Genomic DNA, 26,932 nt, shown 5'->3' with positions numbered 1-26,932 from the left:
CGCAGGGGAGCATATGGCCGACACCGACAACACTGGTCCGCTGCGCATCGGCATCCTCAGCACCGCGAATATCGGGCGTCATTTCATCGCCGGGGTCAAACCATCGGACAAGGTCAAGGTCGTCGCCGTCGCGAGCCGCGATCTCGCTTCGGCGCAGGCCTTCGCCGACCGCCATGCAATCCCGCGCGCTCTAGGCAGCTACGACGCGCTGCTCGCCGACCCCGAGGTCGAGGCGATCTACAATCCGCTGCCGAACTCGATGCACGCCGAATGGACGATCCGCGCGCTCGAAGCCGGCAAGCATGTCCTGTGCGAGAAGCCGATCGCGGTCACCGCCGCCGATGCCCGTGCGATGTTCGCCGCCGCGCACAGCGCCGGGCGTTGCCTTGTCGAGGCGTTCCCGTACCGCGCGCAGCCACAGACGCATGCGGTCGCCGAACTCGTCCATTCGGGCGAGATCGGGCTGCCGAAGATCATCCAGGCGGCGTTCGGCTTCCCGGTAGCCAACCCATCGAATATCCGGCTCGATCCCGGTCTTGGCGGCGGCGCATTGCTCGACGCCGGAACGTACCCGGTCAGCCTGATCCGCCTGCTTGCGGGGGTTAAGCCGATCCGCGTCAGCGCTATGGCGACATGGACCGAGAGCGGAGTCGATGCGACGCTGATCGCCAACATCGAATTTCCCGGCGGGCTGCTCGCGCAGGCGGCGTGCTCGTTCGGCACCGGCGTCTACCGCCGCGCGACGATCGCATGCGAGGGCGGTGTCGTGATGACCGAATATCTCAACCACCTGACCGCCGCCGCGCCCGGGGTCGTCGACATCAGCCGCGGCGGGTGGGACGCTACCAACGAGACGCGCCGGTTCGAACCTTTGGACGGCTTCCGCGCCGAGGCCGACTCGTTCGCCGACCTCGTCCGCGGCGACCCCGCAGGCTGGACCGGGATCGGCGAGGCCGAATCGATCGAGGTCATGGAGATGCTCGAGGCGATCATCGCCAGCGCCGCGGCCCACGGCGCCCCGGTCGAGCTTTGAGCCGGGCGCGCGATGGCGGGTAGCCAGGACTTCGTCGACGATCCGCGCAACGCCGGCATCCTTGCGTATGTCGGCGGCGCGCTCGTCCCTGCGAGCACGGCATCGGTATCTATCTTCGACGCCGGGTTCGGGCTCGGTGACGGCGTGTGGGAGGGATTGCGGCTCCATCGCGGGGCGCTGCTGTTCCTCGATGCCCATCTCGACCGGCTGTTCGCCAGCGCAGGTGCGATCCGCATCGACATCGGCCTGACGCGCAGCGAGCTGACCGCCGAACTCGTGCGGCTCCTCACCGCGAACCGCATGACCGACGGCGGACACCTCCGGCTGATGGTCACGCGCGGGCGCAAGCGGACGATCAACCAGGACCCGCGCCACATGGCGGGTAGCGCGACGATGGTCGTCACCGCCGAGTTCAAGGTGTCACCGCCGCGGGCAGCGGGCGACGGACTCGTGCTGCGGACCGCTGCAACCCGGACTTCGGGGCCGGACATTTTCGACATGCGGCTCAACTCGCACAGCCGCCTCAACCTGATCCGCGCCCTGCTCGAAGTCATCGATGACGGCGCCGACGAGGCGGTGATGCTCGATCCGCACGGCAACGTCGCCAGCTGCAACGCGACCAACCTGTTCTGGGTCAAGGACGGCACCGTCTTCACCTCGGGCGACGTCTATTGCTTCAACGGCATCACCCGGCAGAATGTGATCGCGGCGTGCGCGGCTGGCGCGGCGCCATTGCGGCAGGGAGATTTTCCGGTGGACCAGCTACGTGAAGCCGACGAGGTTTTCGTGACCGGGACAATGGGCGGCATCACCGCGGTTCGCGAGATCGACGGCCGCGCAATGCCGGGAACTGGCGCACCGGTGACCGCCCGGCTGCTCGCCGCCTACGAGGCGATGAAAGACGCCGACGCCGCAGCGAACCGCCTCGTATGACGCTCAGGATCGCGATGTGGTCGGGGCCGCGCAACATCTCGACGGCGATGATGCGCGCGTTCGAGAACCGCGACGACACCGTCGTCAGCGACGAGCCGTTCTACGCCGCCTATCTCGCCGCCACCGGACTCGATCATCCGATGCGCGCCGAGGTGCTCGCGTCGCAGCCGACCGACTGGCGCGACGTCGCGGCGGCAGTGACCGGCCCCGTGCCTGGGGGCAAGCCGGTCTGGTACCAGAAGCACATGTGCCACCACATGCTCGACGGCTTCGGCCTCGACTGGTCCGATGCGTGCACCAACGCCTTCCTCATTCGCGACCCCGCAGCGGTGCTCGCGTCGTATGTGCGCAAGCGCAGCGACGTCACGCTCGGCGAAATCGGCGTCGTTCGGCAGGCCGAGATCTTCGACCGCGTCGCGCAGCGGACCGGCACCGCGCCGCCGGTGATCGAGACTGCCGACGTGCTCGCCGAGCCGCGGGGAATGCTGACAGCGTTGTGCGAAGCACTCGGTGTCGACTTCTCCGAGCGGATGTTGAGTTGGCCCGCCGGACCGCGCGCGAGCGACGGTGTCTGGGCCCCGGCGTGGTACGACGTCGTCGAGCAGTCGACCGGCTTTGCTCCGTCCTCGCCTGCTGCACCGGCCCCCGCCCTGCCCGACGACCTCCGGGCGATCGCCCACGCTGCGCAGCCGTATTACGACAATATGGCGCGCTGGCGGCTCGCTGCTGCGACAGCGTGATCCGTCCGACCCAAGCGAGCGGCGGGGCCCCGGTCGACTATCGCGCGGTGATGCGCGACGGCCATTGGCTCGCGCATCGCTACGACCCCGGGGCCGACGCCATCCGCTTCCTCCGCCTGTCGCGCGAGGATCATGCCCGCGCGACCTTCATCACCGACGAATATCTCCCCGTCGGGCGGCCCGCGCTGGCACTCCACCGGAGCGAGGTGATGGCGTCGGCGGCCGAACCGGCGCGGCTTCATCTCGTGCTCCATTCGGCGTTCTGCTGTTCGACGCTGGTGGCACGCGCGCTTGACGTGCCGGGGGTGGCGACAACGTTGAAGGAGCCTGTCCTGCTCAACGATATCGTCGGCTGCCGCCGCCAGGGGATGGACCCCGAGCGCCTTGCGCCGCTGCTCCGCGACGCGCTGATCGTGCTCGCCCGGCCGTTGCAGCCCGGCGAGGCCGTCGTGGTCAAGCCGTCGAACGTCGTCAACGGCCTCGCGCCGGCGATGATGGCGATGCGCACCGACATCCACGCGCTGATCCTCCACGCGCCGCTCCGCGTGTTCCTCGCCTCGGTTGCGCGCAAGGGGATGTGGGGGCGGCTGTGGGTCCGCGAATTATTCGCCGGTCTCCACGCTGAGGGGCTGGTCCAGATGGGGTTCGAGCCGGGCGATTATATCAAGCAGACCGACCTGCAGATCGCCGCGGTCGGCTGGCTGGCGCAGCAGGCGTTGTTCGTCCGCATGGCCGCGCGCTTCGGCGACCAGCGCATCCGCACGCTCGACAGCGAACACCTGCTGCGCCAACCGGCGGCGGCGATGAGCGCGATCGCGACGCTGTTCGGGCTGAAGATCGATGTCGCGGCGGTCGTCGCCGGCCCTGCCTTTACCACCAGTTCGAAGACAGGCGACACGTTCGGCGCGGACGACCGCGCCCGCGAACAGCGCGAGGGCCTATCGCTCCATAAGGACGAGGTCGACAAGGTCGCGATCTGGGCCGAGGCGGTGGCGGCGGCGGCGGGCATCCCGCTGGCGCTCCCCGCCCCGCTGATCGCGGGCTGATCTCTCATAGTCTGTTCCCCTCCCGTTTGCGGGAGGGGAACGATAGCCCTTCGCCTAGAAGAACTTGAGCCGGGCCGAGACAGCGTAGCGGCGGCCGAGCGTGTCGTAGGTCGACGGGTACGTGTTGCCGCTGTTGAAGAACGTCGTGCCGATGTCGTAGCCGACGATCGGGGGCTGCCGGTTCGTCAGATTCTGGCAGCTGATCGTGAATTCGAGCGCCTTGGTCGCGGCGAGGCGAAGGCTGGCGTCGAAATAGTCGTACGGCTTGATGTGGGCGAAGGCGGGAAGCGCGGGACCGTCGCCGTTGAGCGCGTCGTCGGGCTCCTGGTTCATCTCGCTGATGTGCCGCCACAGTAGCGAGAGATCGACCCCGCCAATCGAGTAGCTGGTCCGCTGGTTCCACGTGTACTTCGGCTGGAGCGATCCCTTCTCCGGTGCGCCGGCACCGCCGCAGTTGGTGCTGTAATAGCCGACGCATTCACGGCTGATCGCGGTTGGCGTCGCCTTGAACAGTGCGCGATGCGTCCACGTCCCCTGGAACGACAGAGCAAGCGTGCCCGGGCCGACATCGTGGCGGTAGTTCGCCCCGAGATCGATACCGTCGGTCAGCAACTGGCCCTGGTTGGTCAGCGGCAGGTACAGACCGGGGGTCGTCGCCGGATCGCCGTCGAGCGCGCCGGTGCTGGGGTTACGCCGGATGACGGTACATCCCGAGCTCGCGGCGCTCGCGGCGGTCACCGCCCCGAAGCATGCGCTGATCGAGTCGAGCGGCGACAGCGACGTGATCGCGTTGGTCACCTTGATGTTGAAATAGTCGACCGTCAGCGAGAAGCCCGAAACATACCGGCGCGGCTGGAGGACGATGCCGAGGGTGAAGCTGTTCGAGTTTTCCGGCTTGAGGCCGAGGTTGCCCGCGGTCGTTGTGTTCGGCTGGCCCGATGCCGGATCGCTGATCTTGCCGATCGATGCCGCCGGTGCGCCCTGCGCGAGGCAGATCGCGGTCAGGTTGGCGTTGCCGACGGGCTTCGATCCCGAACACGGGTCGGCCGACAGGTTGGTCGAGCTCGGGCTCGCCGGCTGGAACAGTTCGTTGATGTTCGGCGCGCGAACTGCATGCTGATAGACGCCGCGGAACTTGAGGCCGTCGACCGGGGTCCAGTTCGCACCCGCCTTGTACGTCGTCGTGTTGAAGGTCGGGTTGGTCGGCGCGTCGACCTTATAGTGCGAGTAACGCAGGCCGCCTTCGAAGGTCAGCTCCCGGAAGAACGGCTTGTCCTCGACCAGCGGTGCGATCAATTCGGCGAAGCCTTCGAGGACGTCATAGCCGCCGTTGAACGGGGTCAGCGTCGAATCCAGACCGAGTTCGCCCGGCGTCGTCTTCTCGATGTCACCGTTCTGCGACGCCTGGTATTTGCGGTAGTCGCCGCCGACCGCGAAGTTGATCGGCTTGCTGGCAAACGGGCTGGAGATGCCGACGTCGCCGTTGATCTGCGCCGACCCCTGCGCGAGCGACGCGCGGACGACGCTGAAGGCCGGGACGACGACGTACTTGTTCATCGCGGCCGTCGTTGATCCCGCCGCACCGAAGATGTTGAATGGGACGCAGCCGACGTTGCCGCTCAGGCAGGTCGTGGTGTTCGTTGCGAGCAGCGCATCGCGAACCCGCGAGACCGAGATATAGCCCGCCTCGGTGTGGTCGTTGGTGCTCTCGCCGTAGCTGCCGGCGATGTCGAAGTTGAGGTGGTCGGTGATCGCGCCGCGCAGGCCTGCGCGGTAATCGAACACCTGCGTCTCGTAGCGGTCGACGCGCGGACCGGCATCGACCGAGCGGAGGCGCAGTTCCTCGGTGACGGTGCGATACGCCGGGTTGGTCGGGCTCGTCGCCGTCGCGGCCGCGGTGCACTCCGCCGCCGTAAAGCCGGCGTCGCCGCAGAACACGTTGCGCTCGGAGGCCGTCAGGTACGGGTTCGACAGCGGGATCGTGACGTTCGATCCGGCGACGCCCGACGGCGCGACGATCGTCTGCGTCACGTTCTTCGAATACAGGCCGCGCATGTAGATTTCGATGTTGTCGGCGACCTCGTAATGGCCCGAGCCGTAGACGTTGTACCGCTGGAACGGCAGCTGGAAGATGTTGTACGGGTTGAAGTTGAACGGCTGGTAGACGCCGGTGTTGAACGTGCCGGACGACGGCACCGTCTGGACCCGGCCGCCGGTGTTGCCGAGCAGCGTGAAGACCGCCGGGTTCGAGAAACTCGAGCCGGCTGGCTTGCCCGAGAACGAGTCGAGCGCGGTGATCGAGTAGGGGCGGTCGCCCTGATAGACCGCCGACGCGTTCTGGTAGCCGAACGAAAAGATGGCGTTGCCCTTGCCGTCGGCGAACCCGACCCCGAGCGTGCCGTCGACGCGGAAATAATTGCCGTCGCCCTTTTCGGTGAGCTGGTTCGACGCGTCGATCTGGACCCCGGTGAAGTCCTTCTTGGTGACGAAGTTGATGACGCCCGATATCGCGTCGGCGCCGTAGGTGGTCGATGCGCCGCCGGTCAGGTTCTCGACGCGGTCGACGATCGCCAGCGGGATGTTGTTGAGGTCGACGCGCCCGATGACGTCGGCCGGAGCGATGCGCTGGCCGTCGAGCAGGACGAGGTTTCGGTTCGGACCGAGGCCGCGAAGGTCGGCGAACGAGAAGCCGGCGTTGCCGTTGTTGACCGCGTTGCCGATGCTCGGGACGACGCCGGGAAGCCCGCGCAGCAGGTCTTCGGCGGTGTTCGACTGGCGCAGCTGGATTTCCGCCTGGCCGGTGACGAGGACCGGGGTAGCCGACACCAGTGCCGGGTTACGGATCAGTGTACCGGTGACGACGAGCTCGTCGGGATTAACAGTTACGCTCTCGGTTGCTTGCGATGCCGGGTTCGCAATTCCCGCTGAAGCAGCGCCACTTGCCTCCTGCGCAAACAGGGGTGCGGACACGGCCATGCATCCGGCAAGTAAACTCGACGCGAGAAGACGCCCGCGGGAAGATACAATCATAGCCCACTCCCTGTTATGAAGTTCTACGCGACAATATGGTCCCGGCTTTACCCCTCCGGTACTCTTGGTCTTTTTATATGCTGCCGATCACTTCGCACTTGCACAATAGAGTTTTCGGCCATTTTCATACAAAATTCTGCGTTGTCTCCATTTTGCCACACTCGTTAATGTCCGTCACCGCGAACCGCTCCGCCGCAGGCCGTCGCCGACCAAATTGACTGCGAGAATCGTCAGGAAGATCAGCACGCCCGGCGGCATCGACAGCCACGGCGCGCTGACCAGCCAAGGCTGCGACTTGTTGAGCAGGCTGCCCCAACTCGGCGTCGGCGGCTGGACACCGAAGCCGAGGAACGACAACGCCGATTCGAGGAGGATCGCGCCGCCGACCGCGATCGTCGCCGACACCGCAATCGCGCCGCCGACGTTGGGCAGGATGTGGCGGATGACGATCATCACCGGATGCACACCGAGCGTGCGCGCCGCCGCGACGAAATCGCTCGTCTTGAGCCCGGCGACCTGTGCCCGGACGAGCCGCGCCGACGGGGTCCAGATCAGCCCCGCGACGAGCAGCACGAGGAGGGTCGGCGTCGGCCGGATCAGCCCCGATACGACGAGGACGAGCGGCAATGCCGGGATCGACAGCATGACGTCGGTCAACCGCATCGCGATGCTGTCGACGATGCCCCCGGCATAACCGGCGAGCGCCCCGACGAAGGTGCCGAACAGCGTCGCCACCGCCGCCCCCGCCAGGCCGATCGCGAGCGAGATGCGCCCGCCGTAGAGCAGCCGGGTCAGCTCATCGCGACCGAGTTCGTCGGTGCCGAGCCAGTTCGCCCATGACGGCGGGCGCGGCAGGCCGAGGAGCGCGAGGCTCTGCTCGTCGTAAGTGTACGGCGATAGCATCGGACCGAACACCGCCGCGAGCAGCAGCGCGAGAAGGATCGTACCGCCAGCGATGACCGGCATCGGCAGGCGGGTCCGGCGGAGCCACACGCGGACTGCAATGGCCCGGCTAACCATTGCGGAGCCGCGGATCGAGTGCGGCCTGCGCGAGGTCGGCGATGATGTTGGCGAGGATCACAGCGAGCGATCCCATCATCAGCACGCCCATCAGCACCGGATAGTCGCGCCCGTCCATGCTCTCGACGAACAGGCTGCCGACCCCCGGCCACGCGAACACCGCCTCGGTGATGACCGCGCCCGAAACCAGCCCGGCAAGGTCGAGCGCGATGATGCTGATCGCCGGGACGATGGCGTTGCGCAGCGCGTGGCGCAGCAGGACGGTCTGCGTCGACAGGCCCTTGGCGTAGGCGGTGCGGATATAATCCTGCCGCAGCGCGGTGATCATCCCGGCACGGAGGTAGCGCGTCCAGCCCGCTCCGGTGGCGAAGGCGAGGACTGCGGCGGGCATCACGAGATGCGCGGCGCGGTCGGCGAACGAACTCCCGCCGATCGTCTCAAGCCCCGCCGACGGCAGCCAGCCGAGCCGGACGCTGAGGACATATTGCAGGACCAGCCCGAGCCAGAACACCGGGATCGACAGGCCGCCGAGCGTGACGGCGACGATCACGCGGTCGATCCGCCGCCCCTCCTCGAACGCCGCGATGACGCCCAACGCGACCGCAGCGACAAACGCGATCGTCATCGCCACCGCGCCGAGTTCGAGCGTCGGGCCGAGCCGCTCGACGATCTCCTGGAGGACCGGACGGCCGGTGCGGATCGAATAGCCCCAGTCGCCGGTCAGCATCGAGCGCAGCCACAGCCCGTATTGCTCGGGCCACGGCAGGTCGAGGCCGTACGCCTTGGCGATCCGCGCGAGCGCTTCGGGGGTCACCGACGGATTATCGGCATAGACGTCGAGAGGGCCGCCGGGAGCCAGATGAACGACCGCGAACAGGACGAGCGAGATGCCGAGCAGCAGCGGAATGATCCCGAGCAGCCGCGCGATGAGTCCCCGCCCGCTCATGCCTGCAACCGCCAGCCGGCGCACGAGACGAACGCCGTCATGTTGGTCGGGTTCGGCGTATAGTCGCGCAGCCGGGTCCGCTTGCTCGCGACGGCAGCGCCGCTGGTCAGCGGAATCGTTGGCAGGTCGACCGCGAGCAGCTGTTGCATGGCGAACGCGGCGCGCCGCCGCTCGGCGGGATCGAGCGTCGACTCCATCCGGGTGAGGATGCGGTCCATCGCCGGATTGGCGTAGCCCTGCCCGTTGTTCGACCCCTTGGTCGAAAAGAAGCGGCTGTACACGGGGTCGGCCCCGGTCACCCACGTGCTATAATTCAGGTCGTAGTCGCCCTTGTACCGCGCCTGACGGTACGACACCCCGGTCTTGTTGTCGGCCGACGCGGCGATGCCGATCGCGCTCAACTGTGCGAGGATGACTTGCTGGGCGAGCTCGTCGTCGCCCTTCCCCGCCTGACAGACGAAGCGATACGCAAGCCGCGCATCGCCCTTTGCGCGAACGCCGTCGCGCTGGACGCGGTACCCCGCCGCGTCGAGGATTGCGCGCGCCTTCGCCGGGTTGAACGGGTAGTCGGGCGTCGCGGGATCGTAGAAGTCGAAGGTCGGCACGACGACCGACTTGATCGGCCGCTGGAAGCCGCCGTTGACCCGGACCAGCGCGTCGCGGTCGATCGCATGGGCGATCGCGCGGCGGACGGCGGGATCGCGCAGCGTCGGGTTCTTGAAGTTAAAATCGAGGTGCTGCCACGACAACACGGCCGAGCGAACCAGCTCGACTCCGGGGAGTGCGCCCATCTGCTTCGCCTGATCGTACGGCGTCTGGGTGACGAGATCGAGCTCGCCCGACCGCAGCTGAGTCAGCAACGTGTTCGAGTTGGGAATGATCTTGAAGATCAGCCGGTCGATATACGGCAACTGCCGCCCCGCCGCGTCTCGACGCCAGTAATACGGGTTGCGCTCGGTCAGCACATACTGCCCGCGCTTGAACGCCGTGACGCGGAACGGCCCGGTGCCGATCGGCCGCTCGTTATAGCCCGCGGTGTTGAGGTCGACCCCGTCGAGCAGGTGCTTCGGCAGGATGCCGAAGGTGAACATCGTCGCGGCAAAGGTCGGCGCGACCCGGTCGTAGCGGCAGATCACGGTGTAGGGATCGGGCGTATCGACCGCGACGATCACGTCGGACCCGTCCTTCGATTCGGCGATGAACGCGGGGTTGCGGACCGCTGCCCAGGTGAAGGCGACGTCGGCGGCGGTGAACGGCGCACCGTCGTGCCAGCGGACGCCGCGACGAAGCTGGTAGGTGATCGTCATGCTCTGCCCGTCGGGCGCGACGACGATGCCGCCGTTGGCGAGCGTCGGCACTTCGAGCGCGAGCACCGGGACGTAGCGCGCCTGTTGATCGGGCGCGATCAGCCCTTCGACCACTGCGGCCTGAACGTCGCCGAGGAAGCCGGTCGAATAGACGTTGAGCGTGTCGAGGTCATAGGTCAGGCCGACGACCAGCGTGTTGTCGTCGCGGCGGTGAACCGGACTGCAGCCGGGCAAGGTGCTTGCGACGATCGCCGCCAACGCGCCGCGTCGGGACCACGCACCCGTTATCGCGTCGAGGCCCCCCGGCGGCATGGGTCAATACCCTCGGGCGCGGTCGACGACGTGGAGCAGCGGATCGCCGCGTTCGTGGCGGCGGATGGTGTCGGCCATGACCGCGACCGAGGTGCGCGCATGGCTGATCGCGGCGACGTGCGGCGTGACGAAGACGCGCGGGTGGCCCCAGTATGGATCGCCGTCAGCGAGCGGCTCGGCGCGGAAGACGTCGAGCGCAGCAGCGGAGAGGCGTCCATCGTCGAGCGCGGCGAGCACGTCGCGGTCGACGAGCGTCGCCCCGCGTCCGCCGTTGACCAGCAAGCCGCCCGGCGCCATCCGGTCGAGCAAGGCTTGGTCGATCAGGTCGGTCGTCGCGGCGGTCGACGGCAGCAGGTTGACGAGGACGTCGGCTCCCTCGACCGCCGCCGCGAGCCGGTCGCGCCCGGCGAAACCGGTGACGCCGGGGATCTCGCGCGGCTCGCGGCTCCAGATGCGGGTGCGGAAGCCGATCGTGGCCAGCAGCGCCGCCGCCGGGCGGCCGAGTTCGCCCGCGCCAAGCACGGTTACCGTCCGCTCGCCCGCCAGTTTCTCCGGGAGCGGCTTCCAGCGCGCTTCGGATTGGAGCGCGGCGTAATCGAACAGGTTGCGGTGCCATGCAAGAACGCGCGCGGCGACCCATTCGACCATGCCCGCGACGAGGCCGGGGTCGACCATGCGCACCAGCGGCACGCCGTCGGGCACCTCCCCCGATGCGAGCAGATATTCGACCCCAGCGTTGAGACTAAGGACGACTTCAAGGCCATGCAGGCTCGCGAGCAGGCCCGGTGGCGGCAGGCCGACGACAGCATACGCAGTCGGTGTCTCATCGTCGGGCTCCGTCGTCACGACGTCGTGGCCAGGGAGTTCGGCGCGGAACAGGTCGGCGAAGACCTCGCGGTTGTTGCGGACGGCGATCAGGATCCGGCGCATTCTTCAGACCTCGTGCTGGCGGATGCAGGCGGCGGCGTGCCCGTCGGCATCGGCTTCGAGCGGCGGCACGACCTCGGCGCAGGCGGCGATCGCGTGCGGGCAGCGTGTGCGGAAGACACAGCCCGACGGCGGCGCGAGCGGACTCGGCGGGTCGCCCGTGAGCAGGCGCCGCGGCTCCCCCGTCGGCACGAGGCGCGGCACTGCATCGAGCAGCGCGCGGGTGTAGGGGTGGCGCGGATCGGCGAAGACGTCGGCGGTGCGCCCCGTCTCCATCACCCGGCCGAGGTACAGGACCATGACGCGGTCGCAGAAGTGCCGGACGACATCGAGATCGTGCGCGATGAACAGCATCGCCAGACCCATCTCCTCGCGCAGGTCGAGGAGCAGGTTGACGATCCCGGCCTGGACCGAGACGTCGAGCGCCGACACCGCTTCGTCGGCGATCAGCAGGTCGGGCGCGACGATCAGCGCGCGCGCGATGCCGACCCGCTGGCGCTGCCCGCCCGACAAGGCCCCGGGGTAATTCTGTGCCGTGCCGCGCGGCAGCCCGACGCGGTCGAGCATCGCCGCGACGCGTTCGGCGCGATCGGCGCGGGTGCCGATACGGTGGACGCCAAGCCCCTCGCCGACCGCCGCGCCGACCGTCATCGTCGGGTTGAGGCTGCTCGTCGGGTCCTGGAACACCGCCTGCATCCGGCGGCGCACCGGCCCGAGCTGGCGGCCCGACAGGCGGTCGATGCGGCGTCCGGCAAAATGCACCTCGCCGCCGCTGATCGGCAGCAGCCGGAGAACCGCGCGGCCAAGGCTGGTCTTGCCCGATCCACTCTCGCCGACGACCCCGAGAATTTCACGCGGAGCGACGGTGAACGACACGCCGCGAACCGCGTGGAGGACGAGCGGCGGACGCCACGGTGGCGACTTCAGGCGGAACTCGACGCCGAGGTCGGTGACGTCGAGCAGCGCAGTCACAGCTCGGCCCAGCGGTGGCAGCGTGACGCCCGGCCGGCGTCGATCATCACTGCCGGCGGCATCGTTACCGCACACGGATCTGCCGCCATCGCGCACCGCGGCTCGAACGCACACCCCGGCGGCGGGCGGCGGACGTCGACGACCGAGCCCGGGATGACGCGCAGGCGCTTGCCGGTCGCGTTGCCCGGCAGGCTTTCGAGGAGCGCGCGGGTGTATGGGTGGCGCGGGCGGGCGAACAGCGCGGCGACCGGGGCCTGCTCGACGATCCGGCCGGCGTACATCACCGCGACGCGGTCGGCGATCTCCGCGACGACCGCGAGGCTGTGGGTGATGAACAGGATCGCCATGCCGCGCGCGCGCTGGATCGTGCGGAGCAGATCGAGGATCTGCGCCTGGACGGTGACGTCGAGTGCAGTCGTCGGTTCGTCGGCGATCAGCAGGCGCGGGTCGCACGCGAGTGCCAGCGCGATCAGCACCCGCTGGCGCATGCCGCCCGACAGTTCGTGCGGGAAAGCGGCGGCGCGGCGGACCGGATCGGGGATGCCGACCTCGGCGAGCGATGCGAGCACCGCGGCATCGAGCGCCCGGCCGCGCAGGCCCCGATGGAGCCGCAGCGACTCGCCGATCTGGGTCCCGACCCGGTGGACCGGGTTGAGGCTCGTCATCGGCTCTTGGAAGATCATCGCCACTTGCGCGCCGCGGACCGTCGTCATCGCGCGCGACGACATGCTGAGCAGGTCGGCCGGCGGCCCTGTCCCGGTCGCGAGCCACACTGCGCCGCCGACGATCGTCCCGCGCGGGCGGTGGAGGCGCATGATGCCGAGGCTCGTCGCCGACTTGCCCGACCCGCTCTCGCCGACGAGCGCGAGCGTCTCGCCCGCCGCGATCGTCAGGTCGACGCCGTGAAGGACACGGACCGTGCCGCCGTCGCGATCGATGAAATCGAGCGTCAGGCCACGGACGTCGACGACCGGGTCTGATGCGGCCGACGTCACGCGAGCAATCCCGCCCGCGCCATCTCGTCGCCCGCCCACACGACGGGTACGTGGCCATAGCCGATCAGCGTGTCGTGGAAGTCGCGCGTCTCCCCGCGCCAGCGGCGGCGAAGGTCGCGGATCGCGTCGACGCCGAGCGCGTACATCAGGCGGGTCGCGGGGAGCATGACGTTGCGCGTGATTTCGGCGTCGATGCGCTCGGGCGCGAACCCGGCGTCGCGGTAGAATGCCGACGCTTCGGCGGGCGACCATTCGCCGGTGTGGAGGCGGATATCGACGATGATGTTGGCGACGTTCCGCCGCTCCATCTGCTTGAGGTAGACGAGCTCGGCGGGCGAATAAAAGCCCGGCGCCTCGGCCATCATGTCCTGGACGTAGCACGCCCAGCCCTCGACCATCGATCCCGACGACAGGAAGGCGAGGCCGAGCGCGCAGTCGGTCCCCGCGACCCGCGCGAGCCGCGATGCCGCACCGCGCGCGCGGGCGTTCTGCGTGTGATGACCGACGCTGCCGTGGTGGACGGCGTGGATGATCTTGACGTTCGCCTCGCAATTGCCGCGCAGATAGGCGGCGGTGTCGGACGGCGGCGGGGCGACCCAATAGACGCTGCCGGTGCCTGAGCTGTCTGCGGGCGGCGAGCGGTACGGCAGGAAATACAGGCTCTGCGCCACAGTCCGAAAACACGGTGCCATCGTGCGATACTCGAGCGCGTAGTCGTCGGCGGTCGTCACCAGCGACACCGCGCCGTCGCGCGCCACGCGGTCGAGCGCGCGGTAAGTGCCGATCACCGCGTCGGGGGATTGCGCGACATGCTCGCTCAGCCCGGCAATGATCTCGTCGGCTGAAATTGCCGGGTCGACACGCGCGGCGAGTTCGGCGAGTTCTTCGCCAAGCTCGGCATAGCTCGCGTCGGCGGCTTTGAGCGCGGCATCGGCGGTTAGGTCGAAGCCATGGACCTGCCGCATGAGCAGTTCGAGATACGCGGTGCCGCACGCCGCCGCCCGGTCGGGCACCTCGGCGATCGCATCGGCGAAGGCGGTGAACGCCGCCGCCGCGCGTGCGGCCGGCTCGGCCCATGCATCGTCCCAGTCGGGATGAAGCCGCAGGTCGCCGGTCAGGAATGTGGCCGCCGCCGCTGCCTCGCGCATCGCGCGCAGCGTCTGCCCGCGCGGGGCCGCTGCGCCCGCCAGCCGGGCGCGGCCATCAGCGAGAAAGTCGGGGATGCCTTTCAGCCGCGCCTTGACCGCATCGCGCGGCGTCGGCCGTCCGCTCGGGAGCAACAGCCCGATGACCGCAAACGCCGCCTCGCCGGTGTACCACGCCGGGTTGGCGAAGCGCGGCAGATGATCGAGCGCCGCTTCGCTCATCGCGATCTGCGCTTCGACGAGGCGATGGTCGAGCCGCGCGCCGATATCGTCGTCATCGGGCCGCTCGCCGAGGATTGCTCGCAGCTTGTCGAGCCCGCGACGCTCGGCGTCTGCCGCCCCCGCCGACGCGTCGGGCAGGCGGTCGTCGTAGCCGGGCAGCCCCATGAAGCTCGCGTCGACCGGCCGGAAGTTGAAATGGTGTTCGAGATAGGCGTCGGCGATCGTCATCCGCCGACCTCGACCCAGCGCCGCTCGATGTGCGCGGCGATGATCGCGTCGACGATCTGCTGGCTCTTGGCCCCGTCGAAGAAGGTGCATTCCTCGGGCCGGTCCTCGACGATCTCGTCGACGAAGAAGCGGATCAGGTTGCGGAAATACAGCTCGGGCCACGGCGTGCCGAGGTCGGTTCCCGGCGGCAGGTCGGCGGCGGCGACCTCGACCGCGCGGAACTCGACATCGTCGGCGCGCGCGAGGTGGAGCGTCTCGGCGACCCCGGCTTCGGTCACCAGCCGCGCGACCGCCGCGCCCTTCGAGCCGTAGACGCGGAGCTCGATCCCCGGATAATTGCCGATCGCGACATAGCTCGTCTGGAGCATTCCCTGCGCGCCGGCGGCGAACTCGACGAGCGCGACCGTCCCGTCCTCGACCTGAAAGCGCTGGCGGCCCTCGAGCCCGCGGACCAGCCGTTCGGGGACGAAGTTGCGCATCGTGCTCGCCACCGCAGAAAAGTCGCCGCCGAGCCAGCGCATCAGGTCGACGAGGTGCGAGCCGTAACCGACGATCGACGCCGGGATCAGCCGGTCGCGCGGGCTGGTGATGTCGAACTGGCGGAGCGGGTAATCGGGATCGAGGAACTGCGAATTCTGCTCGAGCCCGTGAATGTGGAAGATGTCGCCGAGCGTGCCGTCGTCGATCCAGCGCTTGAGACGGCGGACGGCGGGCGAATAACGGAAGGTGAAGCCGAGCTTGGTCCGCACGCCGCGTTCGGCTGCGCGCCTTGCCGCGTCGAACGCTGGAGCGGCGTCGGTATGCAACGGCTTCTCAGACAGCACATGTTTGCCGGCGGCGATCGCGTCGAGGCTGAGCGGCAGATGCGTCGCGGTCGGGGTGCAGACGTCGATCAAGTCGATCGAGGCATCGGCGAGCATTGCGCGATGGTCGGTGTAGACCGCCGCGATGCCGAACTTCGCCGCCATCTTCTCGGCGCGGCCAATATCGATGTCGCAGATCGCGGCAAGGTCGACGCGGTCGTGCGCGGCATAGCCCGGCAGGTGCGCCTGCTCGGCCCAGTTATGCGCGCCGATCACGCCGATCTTGAGCTTGCCGGTCAAGCGGCGACGCTCATGTCGAACATTTCGAGGCTGCGCGGGCTGTGTACCTGCGCGAACAGATAAGCGTTGAACGCGGCGCGGTCGGGCGCGGCGACGCGCTCGCGGACCCGGCGGACGCTTTCGTTGCCTGCGTAATAGCTGGCGATGAACGGCCCACGGAATGGGTGGCTCGCCATGTTGAGGCGCCCGCGGACCCATGCTTCCTGGCCGCAGCCGGTCTCGCGGAGATAGTCGGCGACGGTCTCGGCGGGTTCGCCGCCGTCCATCAGGCGCCACGCCGCCGTCGTCTGGACCGCGCTCTTGAGCGACCGCAGCGACAAATGAATGTCGTCGTCGTCGTCCTCGATCCAGTCGATCAGCTCGACGCCTTGATCGCCGATGCCTTCCTGGACGCAGCCGGTCACGGCGTTCGCCGTGCACAGCAACGCGTCGGCTTCCGACCGTCCAGCTTCAACTTCGGCGAGCGTGTAAAGAAGCTGCGTCGCGTGACCGGGGAAGACCTCGTGGCAGACAAGGTGCTTGAGTGCTGCACGGGTGAAGGCGATATCGACGTTCAGATCCATGCGCCGCTCGGCGAAACCACAGCGCGCGGTAAACGGGATGTTGCGCAGCGGGTTGAGCGCCATGTCATAGTCGCCGGGATCGAAAATCATCGCCGCGGTCCGGGCCCGCGCAGCGGTCATCAATTCGCGGAACTCGGCTTCGATCTTGTCGGGCGCGATCGCCCGCTCCTCCTCCCACGCCTCGACGCGCTCGCGGAGCGAGCCGCGAACGAAGCCGGCGCGCGCCAGTCCGGCGGACAGGCGGTCAGCGTGAGCGTCGATCTCGGCATCGGGAACCGGCGCGGCTTCGGCCCCGACGAGGTTGCGGACCTTTTCGGCGTAGGTCATCTCCGCGCCCGAAAACAAGCGCGCGGCCGCCTTGAGCGAGGAGACCATTTCGCGAAGGAAGACCCCGCGTGCATCGTCGGGAGACGTCGCCGCGCGGGCACCAAGCTTGTCGAGGTCGGCAAAAATTTCGAGCCATCCCGCATAGACCTTCGCGGTGACGAGGTCGTCGCCGAGATAGATCGGCACCAAACCCTCGCCGTCGAGCAGGCTGCCGCCCGTCGCTGCCGTCCGTTCGAAGCGGTCGATGCCCATCGTCACCGCTGCGAGATCGGTGCCGATGGCGTCAGGGGCCTGTGACAATGCGACGTCCTCGATCAATAATTGTTACAGGTCGAGTATGCCTGACGCCGACCGGCAGACAACCGCGATCGCGGCTCGTTTCGGGCACAAATAATCATGGGCTTGGGAAAACTTTACCGCTCGCCAACCACGCCATCTGGCGCGAGTTTCAGCAGTCGGAACGCCGAAGGCAGCCGCAGTGAGCGCGCGTCAGTTGCGGCTTTCGGCGAGCAGCCAGTCGCGGAACGCACGGATCTTGGGGAGCTCCGACCGCCCGCGCGGGCAGATCAGATAATAGCCGCCGTCGTAGATCGTGCTTAGCGTCAGCGGCATGACCAAAGCCCGGCTCCGCAGCTCGTCCTCGATGAGGAAGCGCGGCAATAGCGCGACGCCGAGACCCGCAACCGCCGCCTGGATGATCATGAAGAAGTGCTCGAAGCTCGGGCCGCTCGGGTCGATATCGGTCATCCCGGCGGCGCTGAGCCAATGCGGCCACGCCCCAGCCCGCGTCGAGTGGCGGAGCAAAACGTGGCCGCGCAACGACTGCGGCGTCTCGATCGGCGGCGGGCCCGCGGCGCGCTCGGGGCTGCATACAACGACCATCTCCTCGACGAGACCGAGGCGGTAGACGTCGTTCTCGGGCCAGTCGCCGGTGCCGAAGCGCAGCGCGACGTCTTCGCCCTGCGCGCCGAGCACGAGCGGGCCGTCGCCCGAGATGATGTTGACGGTGATCCGCGGATGGGCGTCGCTGAACGACGACAGCCGCGGGATCAGCCAGCGCATCGCCAGCGTCGGCAGCGTCCCGATCGTGAGCACGCCGCCGCCGCGCTCGTTCGCCATGACCTGCAGCGTCGCCAGCTCGATCCCGTCGAGCGCGTCCTTGACGGTGGCCGCATAGACCCGCCCCTCGGGCGTCAGTTCGAGCGCGCGCTTGCCGCGAACGAACAGCGGCAGGTCGAGGAATTGTTCGAGCGCGCGAACCTGGCGGCTGGCGGCGCTTTGAGTGACGTTGAGCTCGGCGGCGGCTTCGGTGAAGCTCATCGAACGGGCCACTGCTTCGAACGTCCGTAGCGCGGTCAACGACGGCAGCAGGCGACGCCGCATCAAAGGTGCAATGAAATCATGTCAGCCGGACTTTAAAGTCGCTGGTCAGCCCACGGCAAGCCGGTAAACCGATCGTCGAACCGACACGGACACCCGATGAGCCCATTCCACCTCGCCTTTCGCATCGATGCGATCGAGCCGACACGACATTTCTACGCCGGGCTGCTCGGCTGTCGGCAGGGCCGCGAGGCGGCGAACTGGATCGACTTCGAATTCTACGGCCACCAGATTTCGGCGCACGTCGGCCCGCGCCCCGAAAAGGTGCTGATGACCCGCGTCGACGATGAGGAGGTGCCACTGTCGCACTTCGGCGCGATCGTCGATTGGCCAGAATGGCAGCGCCTCGCCGAGCGGATCGCTGCGTCCGGCAACGACTTCGTCGTCACGCCGCACGTCCGCTTTGCCGGACAGCCCGGCGAGCAGGGCACATTCTTCGTCGCCGATCCGTCGGGCAATGTCCTCGAATTCAAGGCATTCCGCGACCGCTCGGCGATTTTCGCCAACGATCACAACGACGGCAGCGTCGGGGAACAAGCGGCATGAAGGTCACGATCATCGGCGCGGGCGCGATCGGCGGGCTTGCCGGGGCGTATATGACCCGCGCCGGGCACGATGTCCTGCTCGTCGATCGCTGGGCCGAGCATGTCGACGCGATGAACCGCGACGGCATCTTCATCGACGGCATCCGTGGCGAAATGCGTGTGCCGGTCCGCGCCGCGCACATCGACGCGCTCGCCGATGTTGTAAACGGGCCGCTTGAAGCGGTGCTGATCGCAACCAAATCACAGCACACCGAAGCGGCATTGCGCCAGGTCGTGCCGCTGCTCGGCGCCGACAGCTTCGTCGTCTCGTTCCAGAACGGCTTCAACGAGCCGCGTATCGCCGAGGTGCTCGACGAGACCGGCGTCGGGTCCGCGGGCCGCGTCATGGGGTCGATCCCGAACTATGGCGGGGCGCTCGTCGATCCTGGGCATCTCGAATTCGTCCACGAAGGCCCGATCCAGCTCGGCGAGATGTCGGGTGCGCCGACGCCGCGGCTTACCGAACTTGCCGCGATGCTCGGCGAACTGACCGAGGTGCAGGTGTCGTCGAACATCTGGGGTCAGATCTGGGCGAAGGAAGTCTATTCGGCGCAGGTCGTATTCTCCGCACTCGCCGATGCGCGGATCCACGAGACGCTCGGCAACGAACGCTATGCGCGTGTCGCTGGGGCGGTCGTCCGCGAGGCGCTCGAAATCGCCGACGCGAACGGGATCGCGGTCGAGGCGTTCGACTTCTTCGATCCCGCCAATTACCGCGTGAAGACCGCCGACGACACCGCGCGCCTGATCGCCAACATCAATCACGCGATCTGGTTGTTGAAGAAGGACCAGAAGCCAGGCGGGCACGTCTTTCGCAAGCAGGGGTCGGGCATCTGGTGGGACATCGTCTACCGCAACCGCCCCTCCGAGGTTCGCTCGTCGAACGGCAAGCTGGTCGATTACGGCAACGCGGTCGGTGCCGACACACGGCTCAACGAGCGGCTTTGCGGCATGATCTACGAGATCGAGCAAGGCGAGCGCCAACTCGGACTGCATAATTTTGTCGAGCTGGAAGAGTATGTTACCAGCATCGGCAAGGCGCTGCCGTAGCGGCAGACAGAATTAGCGGGTGGCAACGGAACGGGGGGACTGAGATGCGACGTAAGGTTTTGACTGGCTTGGCAGTGTGCGCGATGGCGCTGGCCGATACGATCGCTGCCGCTGCCGCTCCGCCGGTCCTCCCGTTGCGCGAGCAGGCCGCCGTGATCGACGCCGACCTCAAGACCCGCCTCGACACGATCGTGCCGCGCCTGATGCGCGAGCAGCACGCCGACATGTGGGTGCTCGTCGCGCGCGAATATGCCGAGGATCCGGTCGTCGCGACGATGCTCGACGCGCGCAGCCTGCACGCGCGGCGACGGACGATCCTGATCTTCTTCGATCCCGGCGGCGGCAAGCCGCTCGAACGCCTGACGGTCAGCCGCTACGGTCTCGCCGGACTGTTCGCTCCGGTTTGGGACCCATCGAAGGAGCCCGACCAGTGGCGCGCCTTCGCCGCGATCGTCGCAGCGCGAAACCCGCACAAGATCGTCGTCGACGTGTCACCGCTGACGGCGTTCGGCGACGGGCTGACGCATTCGCAATACGAAGCGCTCGCCGGGTCGCTCTCGCCAGCGCTCCGCAGCCGGATCGTCGAAAGCGAGGCGCTGGCGGTCGGCTGGCTCGAAACGCGCAGCCCCGACCAGCTCGCGCGCTATCCGGGCATCGTCGCGATCGCGCATTCGATCATCGCCGAGGCGTTCTCACGCAAGGTCATCACCCCCGGCGTGACGACGACCGAGGACGTCCAGTGGTGGATGCGCGAGCGGATCCGCACGCTCGGCTTCGACACGTGGTTCCACCCCTCGATCGATTCGTTCCGCAAGGGTGCGCCAGAGCCGCTGGAGGGCGCGACGGTGATCGAGCCGGGCGACATGCTGTGGTGCGACTTTGGCATCACCTACCTCCGTCTCAACACCGATACCCAGCAGCTTGCCTATGTCCTGCGTCCCGGCGAGACCGCCGCACCGGCGGGATTGCGCGCGGGGCTCGCAGCGGCGAACAAGCTTCAGGACATGCTGACCTCGCGGTTCCGCCTCGGCGTGACGGGCAACACGCTCCTCGCGGAGACGCGCGCGGATGCCATCAGCAAAGGCCTGAAGCCCTCGATCTATTCGCACCCGCTCGGCTATCACGGCCATGCGGCGGGGTCGTCGATCGGGTATTGGGACAATCAGGGGCCGAGCCCGACCGGCGAGCATCCGCTCGTTGCCGACACCGCGTTCTCGATCGAGCTCAATACCGAGGCGGCGGTGCCCGAGTGGGGCGGGCAGACCATCCCGTTCCGCCTCGAGGAAGACGGCTGGTTCGACGGGAAAGCCTTCCACTGGCTCGATGGCCGCGAGACCGAATTCTATCTGATCCGCTGACGGCGGTCAGCCATCGAGGTTCGGTCGCAGCCACGTCTCCGCCTGCTCGACATCGACCCCGCGCCGCCGGGCATAGTCGGCGACCTGGTCCTTGCCGACGCGCGCGACGCCGAAGTAGCTGGCCTCAGGCGATGCGAAATAATAGCCGCTGACCGCCGCGGTCGGCAGCATCGCGAAGCTTTCGGTCAGGGTGATGCCGGTCGCATTGGTCGCGCCCAGCAGCTCGAACAGCTCGGGCTTGACGCTGTGGTCGGGGCACGCCGGGTAGCCGGGCGCCGGACGGATGCCGGCGTATTTCTCGCGGACGAGGTCCTCGGGACTGAGCTGTTCGAGCGGGGCGTACCCCCAATATTCCTTACGGACGCGCTCGTGGAGGTGTTCGGCGAACGCCTCGGCCAACCGGTCGGCGAGCGCCTTGAGCAGGATGTCGTTATAGTCGTCGTGGTTCGCCTTGAAGCGCGCGAGGTGGGGCTCGATCCCCTGCCCCGCCGTCACCGCAAAGCCGCCGAGCCAGTCGTCGCCGTCGCTGACGAAGTCGGCGAGGCACGAATTCGGGCGGCCCTCGCGCTTCTCGACCTGCTGGCGGAGGAAGGGCACGCGCGACCGGACGGTGGTGCGGGTCTCGTCGGTGAACAGCAGGACGTCGTCGCCGTCGCGGCGCGCAGGCCAGAAGCCGACGACGCCGTTCGCGGTCAACCACTTCTCGCGGACGATCTGTTCGAGCATCGCCTGCGCGTCGGCGAACAGCGACGTCGCCGCCTCGCCGACGACCGGGTCGGTGAGGATCGCGGGGTAGTTGCCCGCCAGCTCCCACGCGCGGAAAAACGGCACCCAGTCGATGTACGGGATCAGGTTCTCGAGCGGATAGTCGGCGAGGATCGAGCTCGTCGTCGCGGGCTTGACCGGCGGGTGCTTGGCGAAGTCGGCGCGGTAGGCATTGGCGCGCGCAACCGCGAGCGGCACGAGCTTCGAATCGCCCTTGTTCGCGCGGGCGACACGGATCGCCTCGTATTCGTCGCTGGTGCGCTGGACGAGTTCGTCCTTGATTGTCTCGCTGACCATCGCGCCGGCGACGCCAACCGCGCGGCTCGCGTCGAGGACGTGGATCGTAGGGCCCTTGTACGCCGGCGCAATGCGGAGCGCGGTGTGGACACGGCTGGTCGTCGCGCCGCCGATCAGTAGCGGCATCGTCATCCCCGCGCGCTGCATCTCGGCGGCGACGGTGACCATCTCGTCGAGCGACGGCGTGATCAGCCCGCTCAAGCCGATCATGTCGGCGTTATGGTCGTTCGCGGCTTTCAGGATCGTCGACCACGGCACCATCACGCCGAGGTCGACGACCTCGAAATTATTGCACTGGAGGACGACGCCGACGATGTTCTTGCCGATGTCGTGGACGTCGCCCTTGACCGTCGCCATGACGATCCGGCCCTTCGACGACGCGCCCTCCGACTTCTCCGCCTCGATGTACGGGAGGAGGTGCGCGACCGCCTTCTTCATCACGCGTGCCGACTTGACCACCTGCGGCAGGAACATCTTGCCCGCGCCGAACAGGTCGCCGACGACGTTCATCCCCGCCATCAGCGGGCCCTCGATGACGTCGATCGGGCGCGTCGCGAGTAGCCGCGCTTCCTCGGTATCGTCGACAACATAGGCGTCGAGGCCTTTGACCAGCGCGTGTTCAAGCCGCTTGGCGACCGGCCAGCCGCGCCATTCCTCGGTCGCCTTTTCGGCCTGGACGCCGCCCTTGAACTTGTCGGCGAGCTCGACCAGCCGCTCGGTGTTGGTCAGGCCGGGAACGCGCGCCGGGCGGTTGAGGATGACATCCTCGCACGCGTCGCGAAGCTCGGGGTCGATCGTGTCGTAGACATCGAGCTGCCCGGCGTTGACGATGCCCATGTCGAGCCCCGCCGCGATCGCGTAATACAGGAAGACCGAGTGCATCGCGCGGCGGACCGGCTCGTTGCCGCGGAAGCTGAACGACATGTTCGACACGCCGCCCGAGATGCGCGCGTGCGGGCAGCGGAGCTTGATCGCGCGGCACGCCTCGATGAAGTCGACACCGTAATTGTCGTGCTCCTCGATCCCCGTCGCGACGGCGAAGATGTTGGGATCGAAGATGATCTCGTCGGCGGGGAAGCCGTCGGCGACGAGCAGGTCGTACGCCCGGCCGCAGATTTCGACCTTACGCGCGGCGGTGTCGGCCTGCCCCTGCTCGTCGAACGCCATGACGACCGCAGCGGCACCGTACATCCGGCACTTGCGCGCGGCGGCGAGGAACGGCTCGACGCCTTCCTTCATGCTGATCGAATTGACGATCGGCTTGCCCGAGACGCAGCGCAGGCCCGCCTCGATCACCGCCCATTTCGAGCTGTCGATCATCACCGGCACGCGGGCGATATCGGGCTCGGCGGCGATCAGCTTGAGGAAGGTGGTCATCGCCACCTCGGCATCGAGGAGGCCTTCGTCCATGTTGACGTCGATGATCTGCGCGCCGTTCTCGACCTGGCTGCGCGCGACTTCGACTGCGGCGGTATAGTCGCCGCCCATGATCAGCTTCTTGAACGCCGCCGAGCCGGTGACGTTGGTCCGCTCGCCGATGTTGACGAAGGTCGCGCGCGACGGTGCCGGGGCGTCGTCGTCGAGCTTGAACGCGGTTGCCACTATGCTGCCTCTGCCATGACCATCGGGTCGAGCCCTGCCAGACGCAGCGACGGCGCAGGACTCGGGATTGCGCGAACCGGCTTGCCCGCGACGGCCTTCGCCATCGCGGCGATGTGCGCGGGCGTCGAGCCGCAGCAGCCGCCGACGATGTTGACCAGCCCCTGCGCGACCCATTCGCCGATGAACTCGCCGGTCGTGTGCGGGTGCTCGTCATATTCGCCGAGGTCATTGGGAAGCCCGGCGTTCGGGTAGACCATGACCAAGGCGTCGGCGATCGGGCTGAGCGCCTGGACGTGCGGGCGGAGCAGGTCGGCACCGAATGCACAGTTGAGGCCGATCGTCAGCGGCTGCGAATGGCGGACGGTGTACCAGAACGCCTCGACCGAATGGCCCGACAGGTTGCGCCCCGACATGTCGGTGATCGTCATCGAGATCATCAGCGGAATCTCGGTACCGCGTTCCTCGGCAAGCTCCATCACCGCGACGATCGCCGCCTTGGCGTTGAGCGTGTCGAAGATCGTCTCGATCAAAATGAAGTCGCAGCCGCCGTCGAGCAGCGCCGCCGCCTGGTCGGCGTAAACTGCCTTAACCTCGTCGAAGTCGACCGCGCGATAGCCCGGATCATTGACGTCGGGGGATAGCGACAGCGTCTTGTTGGTCGGCCCGACCGCCCCGGCGACGAAGCGCGGGCGGCCATCCTTGGCTTCGTAATCGTCGGCAGCGGTGCGCGCGATCCGCGCCGCCGCGAGGTTCATTTCGCGGACCAGATGGACGGCGTTGTAATCGCCCTGGCTGATGGTGTTGGCGTTGAAGGTGTTGGTCGAGACGATGTCCGACCCGGCGTCGAAATAGGCACGCGTGATCGCGTCGATGACGTCGGGGCGGGTCAGCACGAGCAGGTCGTTATTGCCCTTCTGGTCGTCGGTCAGGTCATAGTCGCCGCGATAATCGGCCTCGGTCAATTTGTACGATTGGATCATCGTGCCAAATGCGCCATCGGTGATGAGGACGCGCTTGGCTGCCTCGTCGCGAAGGCGCGCAGCCGCGGTGGACTTGATCATGCTGCGAGTTCCTGAGGGATAGCGGCGGCCTCGACCGGGCGCAGGCCAAGCATGTGGCAGATCGCGTAGCTCAGCTCGGCGCGGTTGAGCGTGTAGAAATGAAGATCGCGGACCCCGCCTGCGTACAGGCGGCGGCAGAGTTCGGCGGCGACGGTCGCCGCCACGAGCTGCCGCGTCGCGGGCTTGTCGTCGAGGCCGTTGAACAGCCGCGCGAGCCACGGCGGAACCGCGGTGTTGCAGCTGCCCGCCATCTTGCTCAGCATCGCGAAGTTGCTCACCGGCAGGATGCCCGGGACGATCGGCGCGGTGATGCCAGCGGCGGCGGCGGCATCGCGGAAGCGGAAATACGTGTCGGGTTCGAAGAAGAACTGGGTGATCGACCGTGTCGCCCCAGCGTCGAGCTTGCGCTTGAGGTTATCGATGTCGTCGGTCGGCGAGCGCGCGTCGGGGTGCATTTCGGGATAAGCCGAGACCGAGATCTCGAAGTCGGCGACGCGCTTCAATCCGGCGACGAGCTCGGCGGCGCTGGCGTAGCCGTCGGGGTGCGCTGTGAACTTCTCGCCAGCGCGCGGCGGGTCGCCGCGGAGCGCGACGATGTGGCGAACCCCCGCCTCCCAGTAATCGCGCGCGACCGCGTCGATCTCATCGCGCGAGGCATCGACGCAAGTCAGGTGCGCGGCGGCCTTGAGCGGCGTCTCGCGGGCGATGCGGGCGACGGTGGCGTGGGTCCGTTCGCGCGTCGTCCCGCCCGCGCCATAGGTCACCGAGACGAAGCTCGGTGCGAGCGGGGTCAACGCCTCCACCGACTCCCACAACGTCCGCTCCATCGCTTCGGTCTTCGGCGGGAAGAACTCGAACGACACTGCAATGTCGCCCGGCACATCGGCATAGAGCGGCGCATTAAGCGCGAGTCCGGCCTCGGCCATTTGTGAAAGCGACAGGCTCATGCGGCGCGCCTTTCAGCTTGGGGGGTTCGTTCGCCAAGCCACAGGCTGACGGTCAGCGGAAATCCGGGGGTGGTGACATGCGCAGTGCGCGTTACGGCGAGCCCGGCCCCGTGGAGCCAGCCGCCGATCTGGGCATCGTCGAAGCCGAGCCGGGCATGGGCGTGACGGGCGCGAAGCTCCTCGCGGTCGTGCGGCGCGAAGTCGACCACGAGCAGCCGTCCATCGTCGCCGAGCACCCGCGCCGCTTCGCCGATAACGCGCTCGGGGGTCGCCGCGTAGTGGAGGACTTGGTGGATGACGACGGTATCGGCGCTGCCGTCGGCGCGCGGCAGGTCGTACATGTCGGCGTGGCGGACTTCGGCATGGCCAAGTCCCGCCGCCTCGATCTTGCCGCGTGCAAGCCGGAGCATCTCGGGCGAGCGGTCGACGCCGATCGCCGAGACCGCGCCAGGACCGAGCAGCTCGATCATACGCCCGGTGCCGGTGCCGATGTCGAGCAGCCGTCCGACCGGGCGATCGACCAGCAGGTCGACGATCGCGCCCTCGACGTCGCAGTCGGCCGCGTGGAGCGAACGGATGCCGTCCCAGTCGGCGGCGTGCGCTGCGAAATACGCTGTTGCGGCGGCGGCGCGCTCGTTGCGGACATCGGCCAACCGCACGAGGTCGGCCGCCGCCGACTCGCCGAGCGCGTCGAGCATCGCCAGCGCCGGGCCGACGCGGGCCGCGTCACCGAGCCGCACGAATACCCACGCGCCTTCCTTGGCGCGGTTGAGCAGGCCGGCATCGGCCAGAATCTTGAGGTGACGCGAAACCCGCGGCTGGCTCTGGCACAGGACAGCAGCTAATTCGCCGACCGCGAGTTCGATGTGGCGCACGAGCAGCACGATTCGCAGCCGGGTCGGATCGGCGAGCGCGCGAAAGATCGGCAGCGAAGAATTCATGATTGGGATATAAACATATCCTTATATGAGGTCAACCGACCGGCGTGCTTGTACCCCCGAAAGCTTTGTGGCAACCGCATCGACGCCGCGTTTCGAGG

At 67.9% G+C, this 26,932-nt stretch carries 22 protein-coding genes; 7 read left to right on the top strand and 15 right to left on the bottom strand.

Annotation, left to right across the window (positions count from 1 at the left end; all coding sequences use genetic code 11):
• Positions 1-13: 13 nt before the first annotated feature.
• The 4 genes from KTC28_RS13730 to KTC28_RS13715 are packed head-to-tail and all read left to right on the top strand — an operon-like array spanning position 14 to position 3,752.
• On the top strand, positions 14-1,033 hold the full coding sequence (locus KTC28_RS13730) for a Gfo/Idh/MocA family protein (RefSeq protein WP_216707704.1): 1,020 nt from the start codon (positions 14-16) through the stop codon (positions 1,031-1,033).
• 12 nt (positions 1,034-1,045) lie between these two features.
• Positions 1,046-1,966: an aminotransferase class IV gene (locus tag KTC28_RS13725; protein ID WP_216707703.1), complete on the top strand. Its 921-nt coding sequence runs from the start codon at positions 1,046-1,048 to the stop codon at positions 1,964-1,966.
• Positions 1,963-2,706, top strand: a complete 744-nt coding sequence (locus KTC28_RS13720; RefSeq protein ID WP_216707702.1) for a sulfotransferase-like domain-containing protein — start codon at positions 1,963-1,965, stop codon at positions 2,704-2,706. Before KTC28_RS13725 ends, KTC28_RS13720 begins: the two co-directional genes overlap by 4 nt.
• The gene (locus KTC28_RS13715) at positions 2,703-3,752 is read left to right on the top strand and encodes a hypothetical protein (RefSeq protein WP_255602036.1); all 1,050 of its coding nucleotides are present in this window, start codon (positions 2,703-2,705) and stop codon (positions 3,750-3,752) included. Before KTC28_RS13720 ends, KTC28_RS13715 begins: the two co-directional genes overlap by 4 nt.
• Before the next feature lie 54 nt (positions 3,753-3,806).
• Here KTC28_RS13715 and KTC28_RS13710 read toward each other — a convergent pair whose 3' ends face one another.
• The 11 genes from KTC28_RS13710 to gcvA all read right to left on the bottom strand — a co-directional run bounded on the left by KTC28_RS13710 (position 3,807) and on the right by gcvA (position 18,232).
• The gene (locus KTC28_RS13710; protein ID WP_255602035.1) at positions 3,807-6,728 is read right to left on the bottom strand and encodes a TonB-dependent receptor domain-containing protein; all 2,922 of its coding nucleotides are present in this window, start codon (positions 6,726-6,728) and stop codon (positions 3,807-3,809) included.
• Positions 6,729-6,956: 228 nt separating this feature from the next.
• Positions 6,957-7,802, bottom strand: a complete 846-nt coding sequence (locus KTC28_RS13705; protein WP_216707700.1) for an ABC transporter permease — start codon at positions 7,800-7,802, stop codon at positions 6,957-6,959.
• Positions 7,795-8,748: an ABC transporter permease gene (locus tag KTC28_RS13700; RefSeq protein WP_216707699.1), complete on the bottom strand. Its 954-nt coding sequence runs from the start codon at positions 8,746-8,748 to the stop codon at positions 7,795-7,797. The genes KTC28_RS13705 and KTC28_RS13700 overlap by 8 nt, the downstream gene beginning before the upstream one ends.
• Positions 8,745-10,367, bottom strand: coding sequence for a peptide ABC transporter substrate-binding protein (locus KTC28_RS13695; protein WP_216707698.1), 1,623 nt, complete (start codon positions 10,365-10,367; stop codon positions 8,745-8,747). The genes KTC28_RS13700 and KTC28_RS13695 overlap by 4 nt, the downstream gene beginning before the upstream one ends.
• A gap of 3 nt (positions 10,368-10,370) precedes the next feature.
• A complete protein-coding gene (locus tag KTC28_RS13690; RefSeq protein WP_216707697.1) occupies positions 10,371-11,297 on the bottom strand; it encodes a 2-hydroxyacid dehydrogenase in 927 nt (308 codons plus the stop codon).
• A 3-nt stretch (positions 11,298-11,300) separates the two neighbouring features.
• Positions 11,301-12,266, bottom strand: coding sequence for an ABC transporter ATP-binding protein (locus KTC28_RS13685; RefSeq protein WP_216707696.1), 966 nt, complete (start codon positions 12,264-12,266; stop codon positions 11,301-11,303).
• Positions 12,263-13,261, bottom strand: coding sequence for an ABC transporter ATP-binding protein (locus KTC28_RS13680; RefSeq protein ID WP_216707695.1), 999 nt, complete (start codon positions 13,259-13,261; stop codon positions 12,263-12,265). Before KTC28_RS13680 ends, KTC28_RS13685 begins: the two co-directional genes overlap by 4 nt.
• Complete coding sequence (locus KTC28_RS13675; RefSeq protein ID WP_216707694.1) at positions 13,258-14,856, bottom strand: DUF885 family protein; 1,599 nt, start codon at positions 14,854-14,856, stop codon at positions 13,258-13,260. Before KTC28_RS13675 ends, KTC28_RS13680 begins: the two co-directional genes overlap by 4 nt.
• Positions 14,853-15,959 carry a Gfo/Idh/MocA family protein gene (locus KTC28_RS13670; RefSeq protein WP_216707693.1) on the bottom strand — a complete coding sequence of 369 codons (1,107 nt, stop codon included), beginning with the start codon at positions 15,957-15,959 and terminating at the stop codon, positions 14,853-14,855. The genes KTC28_RS13675 and KTC28_RS13670 overlap by 4 nt, the downstream gene beginning before the upstream one ends.
• Entirely contained in the window at positions 15,956-17,149 is a 1,194-nt protein-coding gene (locus KTC28_RS13665) for a hypothetical protein (RefSeq protein ID WP_216707692.1), read from the bottom strand. The genes KTC28_RS13670 and KTC28_RS13665 overlap by 4 nt, the downstream gene beginning before the upstream one ends.
• Before the next feature lie 189 nt (positions 17,150-17,338).
• Positions 17,339-18,232, bottom strand: a complete 894-nt coding sequence (gene gcvA / locus KTC28_RS13660) for a transcriptional regulator GcvA (protein WP_216707691.1) — start codon at positions 18,230-18,232, stop codon at positions 17,339-17,341.
• A gap of 96 nt (positions 18,233-18,328) precedes the next feature.
• On the opposite strand from gcvA, the gene KTC28_RS13655 reads away from it, so the two are divergent.
• The 3 genes from KTC28_RS13655 to KTC28_RS13645 are packed head-to-tail and all read left to right on the top strand — an operon-like array spanning position 18,329 to position 21,221.
• Positions 18,329-18,775 carry a VOC family protein gene (locus KTC28_RS13655; protein WP_216707690.1) on the top strand — a complete coding sequence of 149 codons (447 nt, stop codon included), beginning with the start codon at positions 18,329-18,331 and terminating at the stop codon, positions 18,773-18,775.
• On the top strand, positions 18,772-19,863 hold the full coding sequence (locus tag KTC28_RS13650) for a ketopantoate reductase family protein (RefSeq protein WP_216707689.1): 1,092 nt from the start codon (positions 18,772-18,774) through the stop codon (positions 19,861-19,863). Before KTC28_RS13655 ends, KTC28_RS13650 begins: the two co-directional genes overlap by 4 nt.
• 44 nt (positions 19,864-19,907) lie before the next feature.
• Positions 19,908-21,221: a M24 family metallopeptidase gene (locus tag KTC28_RS13645; RefSeq protein WP_216707688.1), complete on the top strand. Its 1,314-nt coding sequence runs from the start codon at positions 19,908-19,910 to the stop codon at positions 21,219-21,221.
• A 6-nt stretch (positions 21,222-21,227) separates the two neighbouring features.
• Here the strand turns inward: KTC28_RS13645 and metH are convergent, their stop codons facing one another.
• Genes metH through KTC28_RS13625 form a run of 4 tightly spaced genes read right to left on the bottom strand, consistent with a single transcriptional unit; the run spans position 21,228 to position 26,834 of the window.
• A complete protein-coding gene (gene metH / locus KTC28_RS13640) occupies positions 21,228-23,885 on the bottom strand; it encodes a methionine synthase (protein WP_216707687.1) in 2,658 nt (885 codons plus the stop codon).
• The gene (locus tag KTC28_RS13635; RefSeq protein ID WP_216707686.1) at positions 23,885-24,946 is read right to left on the bottom strand and encodes a homocysteine S-methyltransferase family protein; all 1,062 of its coding nucleotides are present in this window, start codon (positions 24,944-24,946) and stop codon (positions 23,885-23,887) included. Before KTC28_RS13635 ends, metH begins: the two co-directional genes overlap by 1 nt.
• Entirely contained in the window at positions 24,943-25,893 is a 951-nt protein-coding gene (gene metF / locus KTC28_RS13630) for a methylenetetrahydrofolate reductase (RefSeq protein ID WP_216707685.1), read from the bottom strand. Before metF ends, KTC28_RS13635 begins: the two co-directional genes overlap by 4 nt.
• Positions 25,890-26,834 carry an ArsR/SmtB family transcription factor gene (locus KTC28_RS13625; RefSeq protein WP_216707684.1) on the bottom strand — a complete coding sequence of 315 codons (945 nt, stop codon included), beginning with the start codon at positions 26,832-26,834 and terminating at the stop codon, positions 25,890-25,892. Before KTC28_RS13625 ends, metF begins: the two co-directional genes overlap by 4 nt.
• Between the last annotated feature and the right edge of the window lie 98 nt (positions 26,835-26,932).

Origin of the sequence: Polymorphobacter megasporae (assembly GCF_018982885.2) — a bacterium.
Classification (GTDB): domain Bacteria; phylum Pseudomonadota; class Alphaproteobacteria; order Sphingomonadales; family Sphingomonadaceae; genus Polymorphobacter_B; species Polymorphobacter_B megasporae.
The sequence above is the reverse complement of the archived record's forward strand: the minus strand, read 5'-3'. Positions and strand labels throughout refer to the sequence as shown.

Bases quoted from the DNA above. Each gene is read 5' to 3' on its own strand.
- KTC28_RS13695 (WP_216707698.1), bottom strand. From the start codon at position 10,367: ATGCCGCCGGGGGGCCTCGACGCGATAACGGGTGCGTGGTCCCGACGC.
- KTC28_RS13705 (WP_216707700.1), bottom strand. From the start codon at position 7,802: ATGGTTAGCCGGGCCATTGCAGTCCGCGTGTGGCTCCGCCGGACCCGC.
- KTC28_RS13655 (WP_216707690.1), top strand. From the start codon at position 18,329: ATGAGCCCATTCCACCTCGCCTTTCGCATCGATGCGATCGAGCCGACA.
- metF (WP_216707685.1), bottom strand. From the start codon at position 25,893: ATGAGCCTGTCGCTTTCACAAATGGCCGAGGCCGGACTCGCGCTTAAT.
- KTC28_RS13730 (WP_216707704.1), top strand. From the start codon at position 14: ATGGCCGACACCGACAACACTGGTCCGCTGCGCATCGGCATCCTCAGC.
- KTC28_RS13625 (WP_216707684.1), bottom strand. From the start codon at position 26,834: ATGAATTCTTCGCTGCCGATCTTTCGCGCGCTCGCCGATCCGACCCGG.
- KTC28_RS13690 (WP_216707697.1), bottom strand. From the start codon at position 11,297: ATGCGCCGGATCCTGATCGCCGTCCGCAACAACCGCGAGGTCTTCGCC.
- KTC28_RS13675 (WP_216707694.1), bottom strand. From the start codon at position 14,856: ATGACGATCGCCGACGCCTATCTCGAACACCATTTCAACTTCCGGCCG.
- KTC28_RS13650 (WP_216707689.1), top strand. From the start codon at position 18,772: ATGAAGGTCACGATCATCGGCGCGGGCGCGATCGGCGGGCTTGCCGGG.
- KTC28_RS13645 (WP_216707688.1), top strand. From the start codon at position 19,908: ATGCGACGTAAGGTTTTGACTGGCTTGGCAGTGTGCGCGATGGCGCTG.
- gcvA (WP_216707691.1), bottom strand. From the start codon at position 18,232: ATGCGGCGTCGCCTGCTGCCGTCGTTGACCGCGCTACGGACGTTCGAA.
- KTC28_RS13725 (WP_216707703.1), top strand. From the start codon at position 1,046: ATGGCGGGTAGCCAGGACTTCGTCGACGATCCGCGCAACGCCGGCATC.
- KTC28_RS13710 (WP_255602035.1), bottom strand. From the start codon at position 6,728: ATGGCCGTGTCCGCACCCCTGTTTGCGCAGGAGGCAAGTGGCGCTGCT.
- KTC28_RS13635 (WP_216707686.1), bottom strand. From the start codon at position 24,946: ATGATCAAGTCCACCGCGGCTGCGCGCCTTCGCGACGAGGCAGCCAAG.
- KTC28_RS13720 (WP_216707702.1), top strand. From the start codon at position 1,963: ATGACGCTCAGGATCGCGATGTGGTCGGGGCCGCGCAACATCTCGACG.
- KTC28_RS13700 (WP_216707699.1), bottom strand. From the start codon at position 8,748: ATGAGCGGGCGGGGACTCATCGCGCGGCTGCTCGGGATCATTCCGCTG.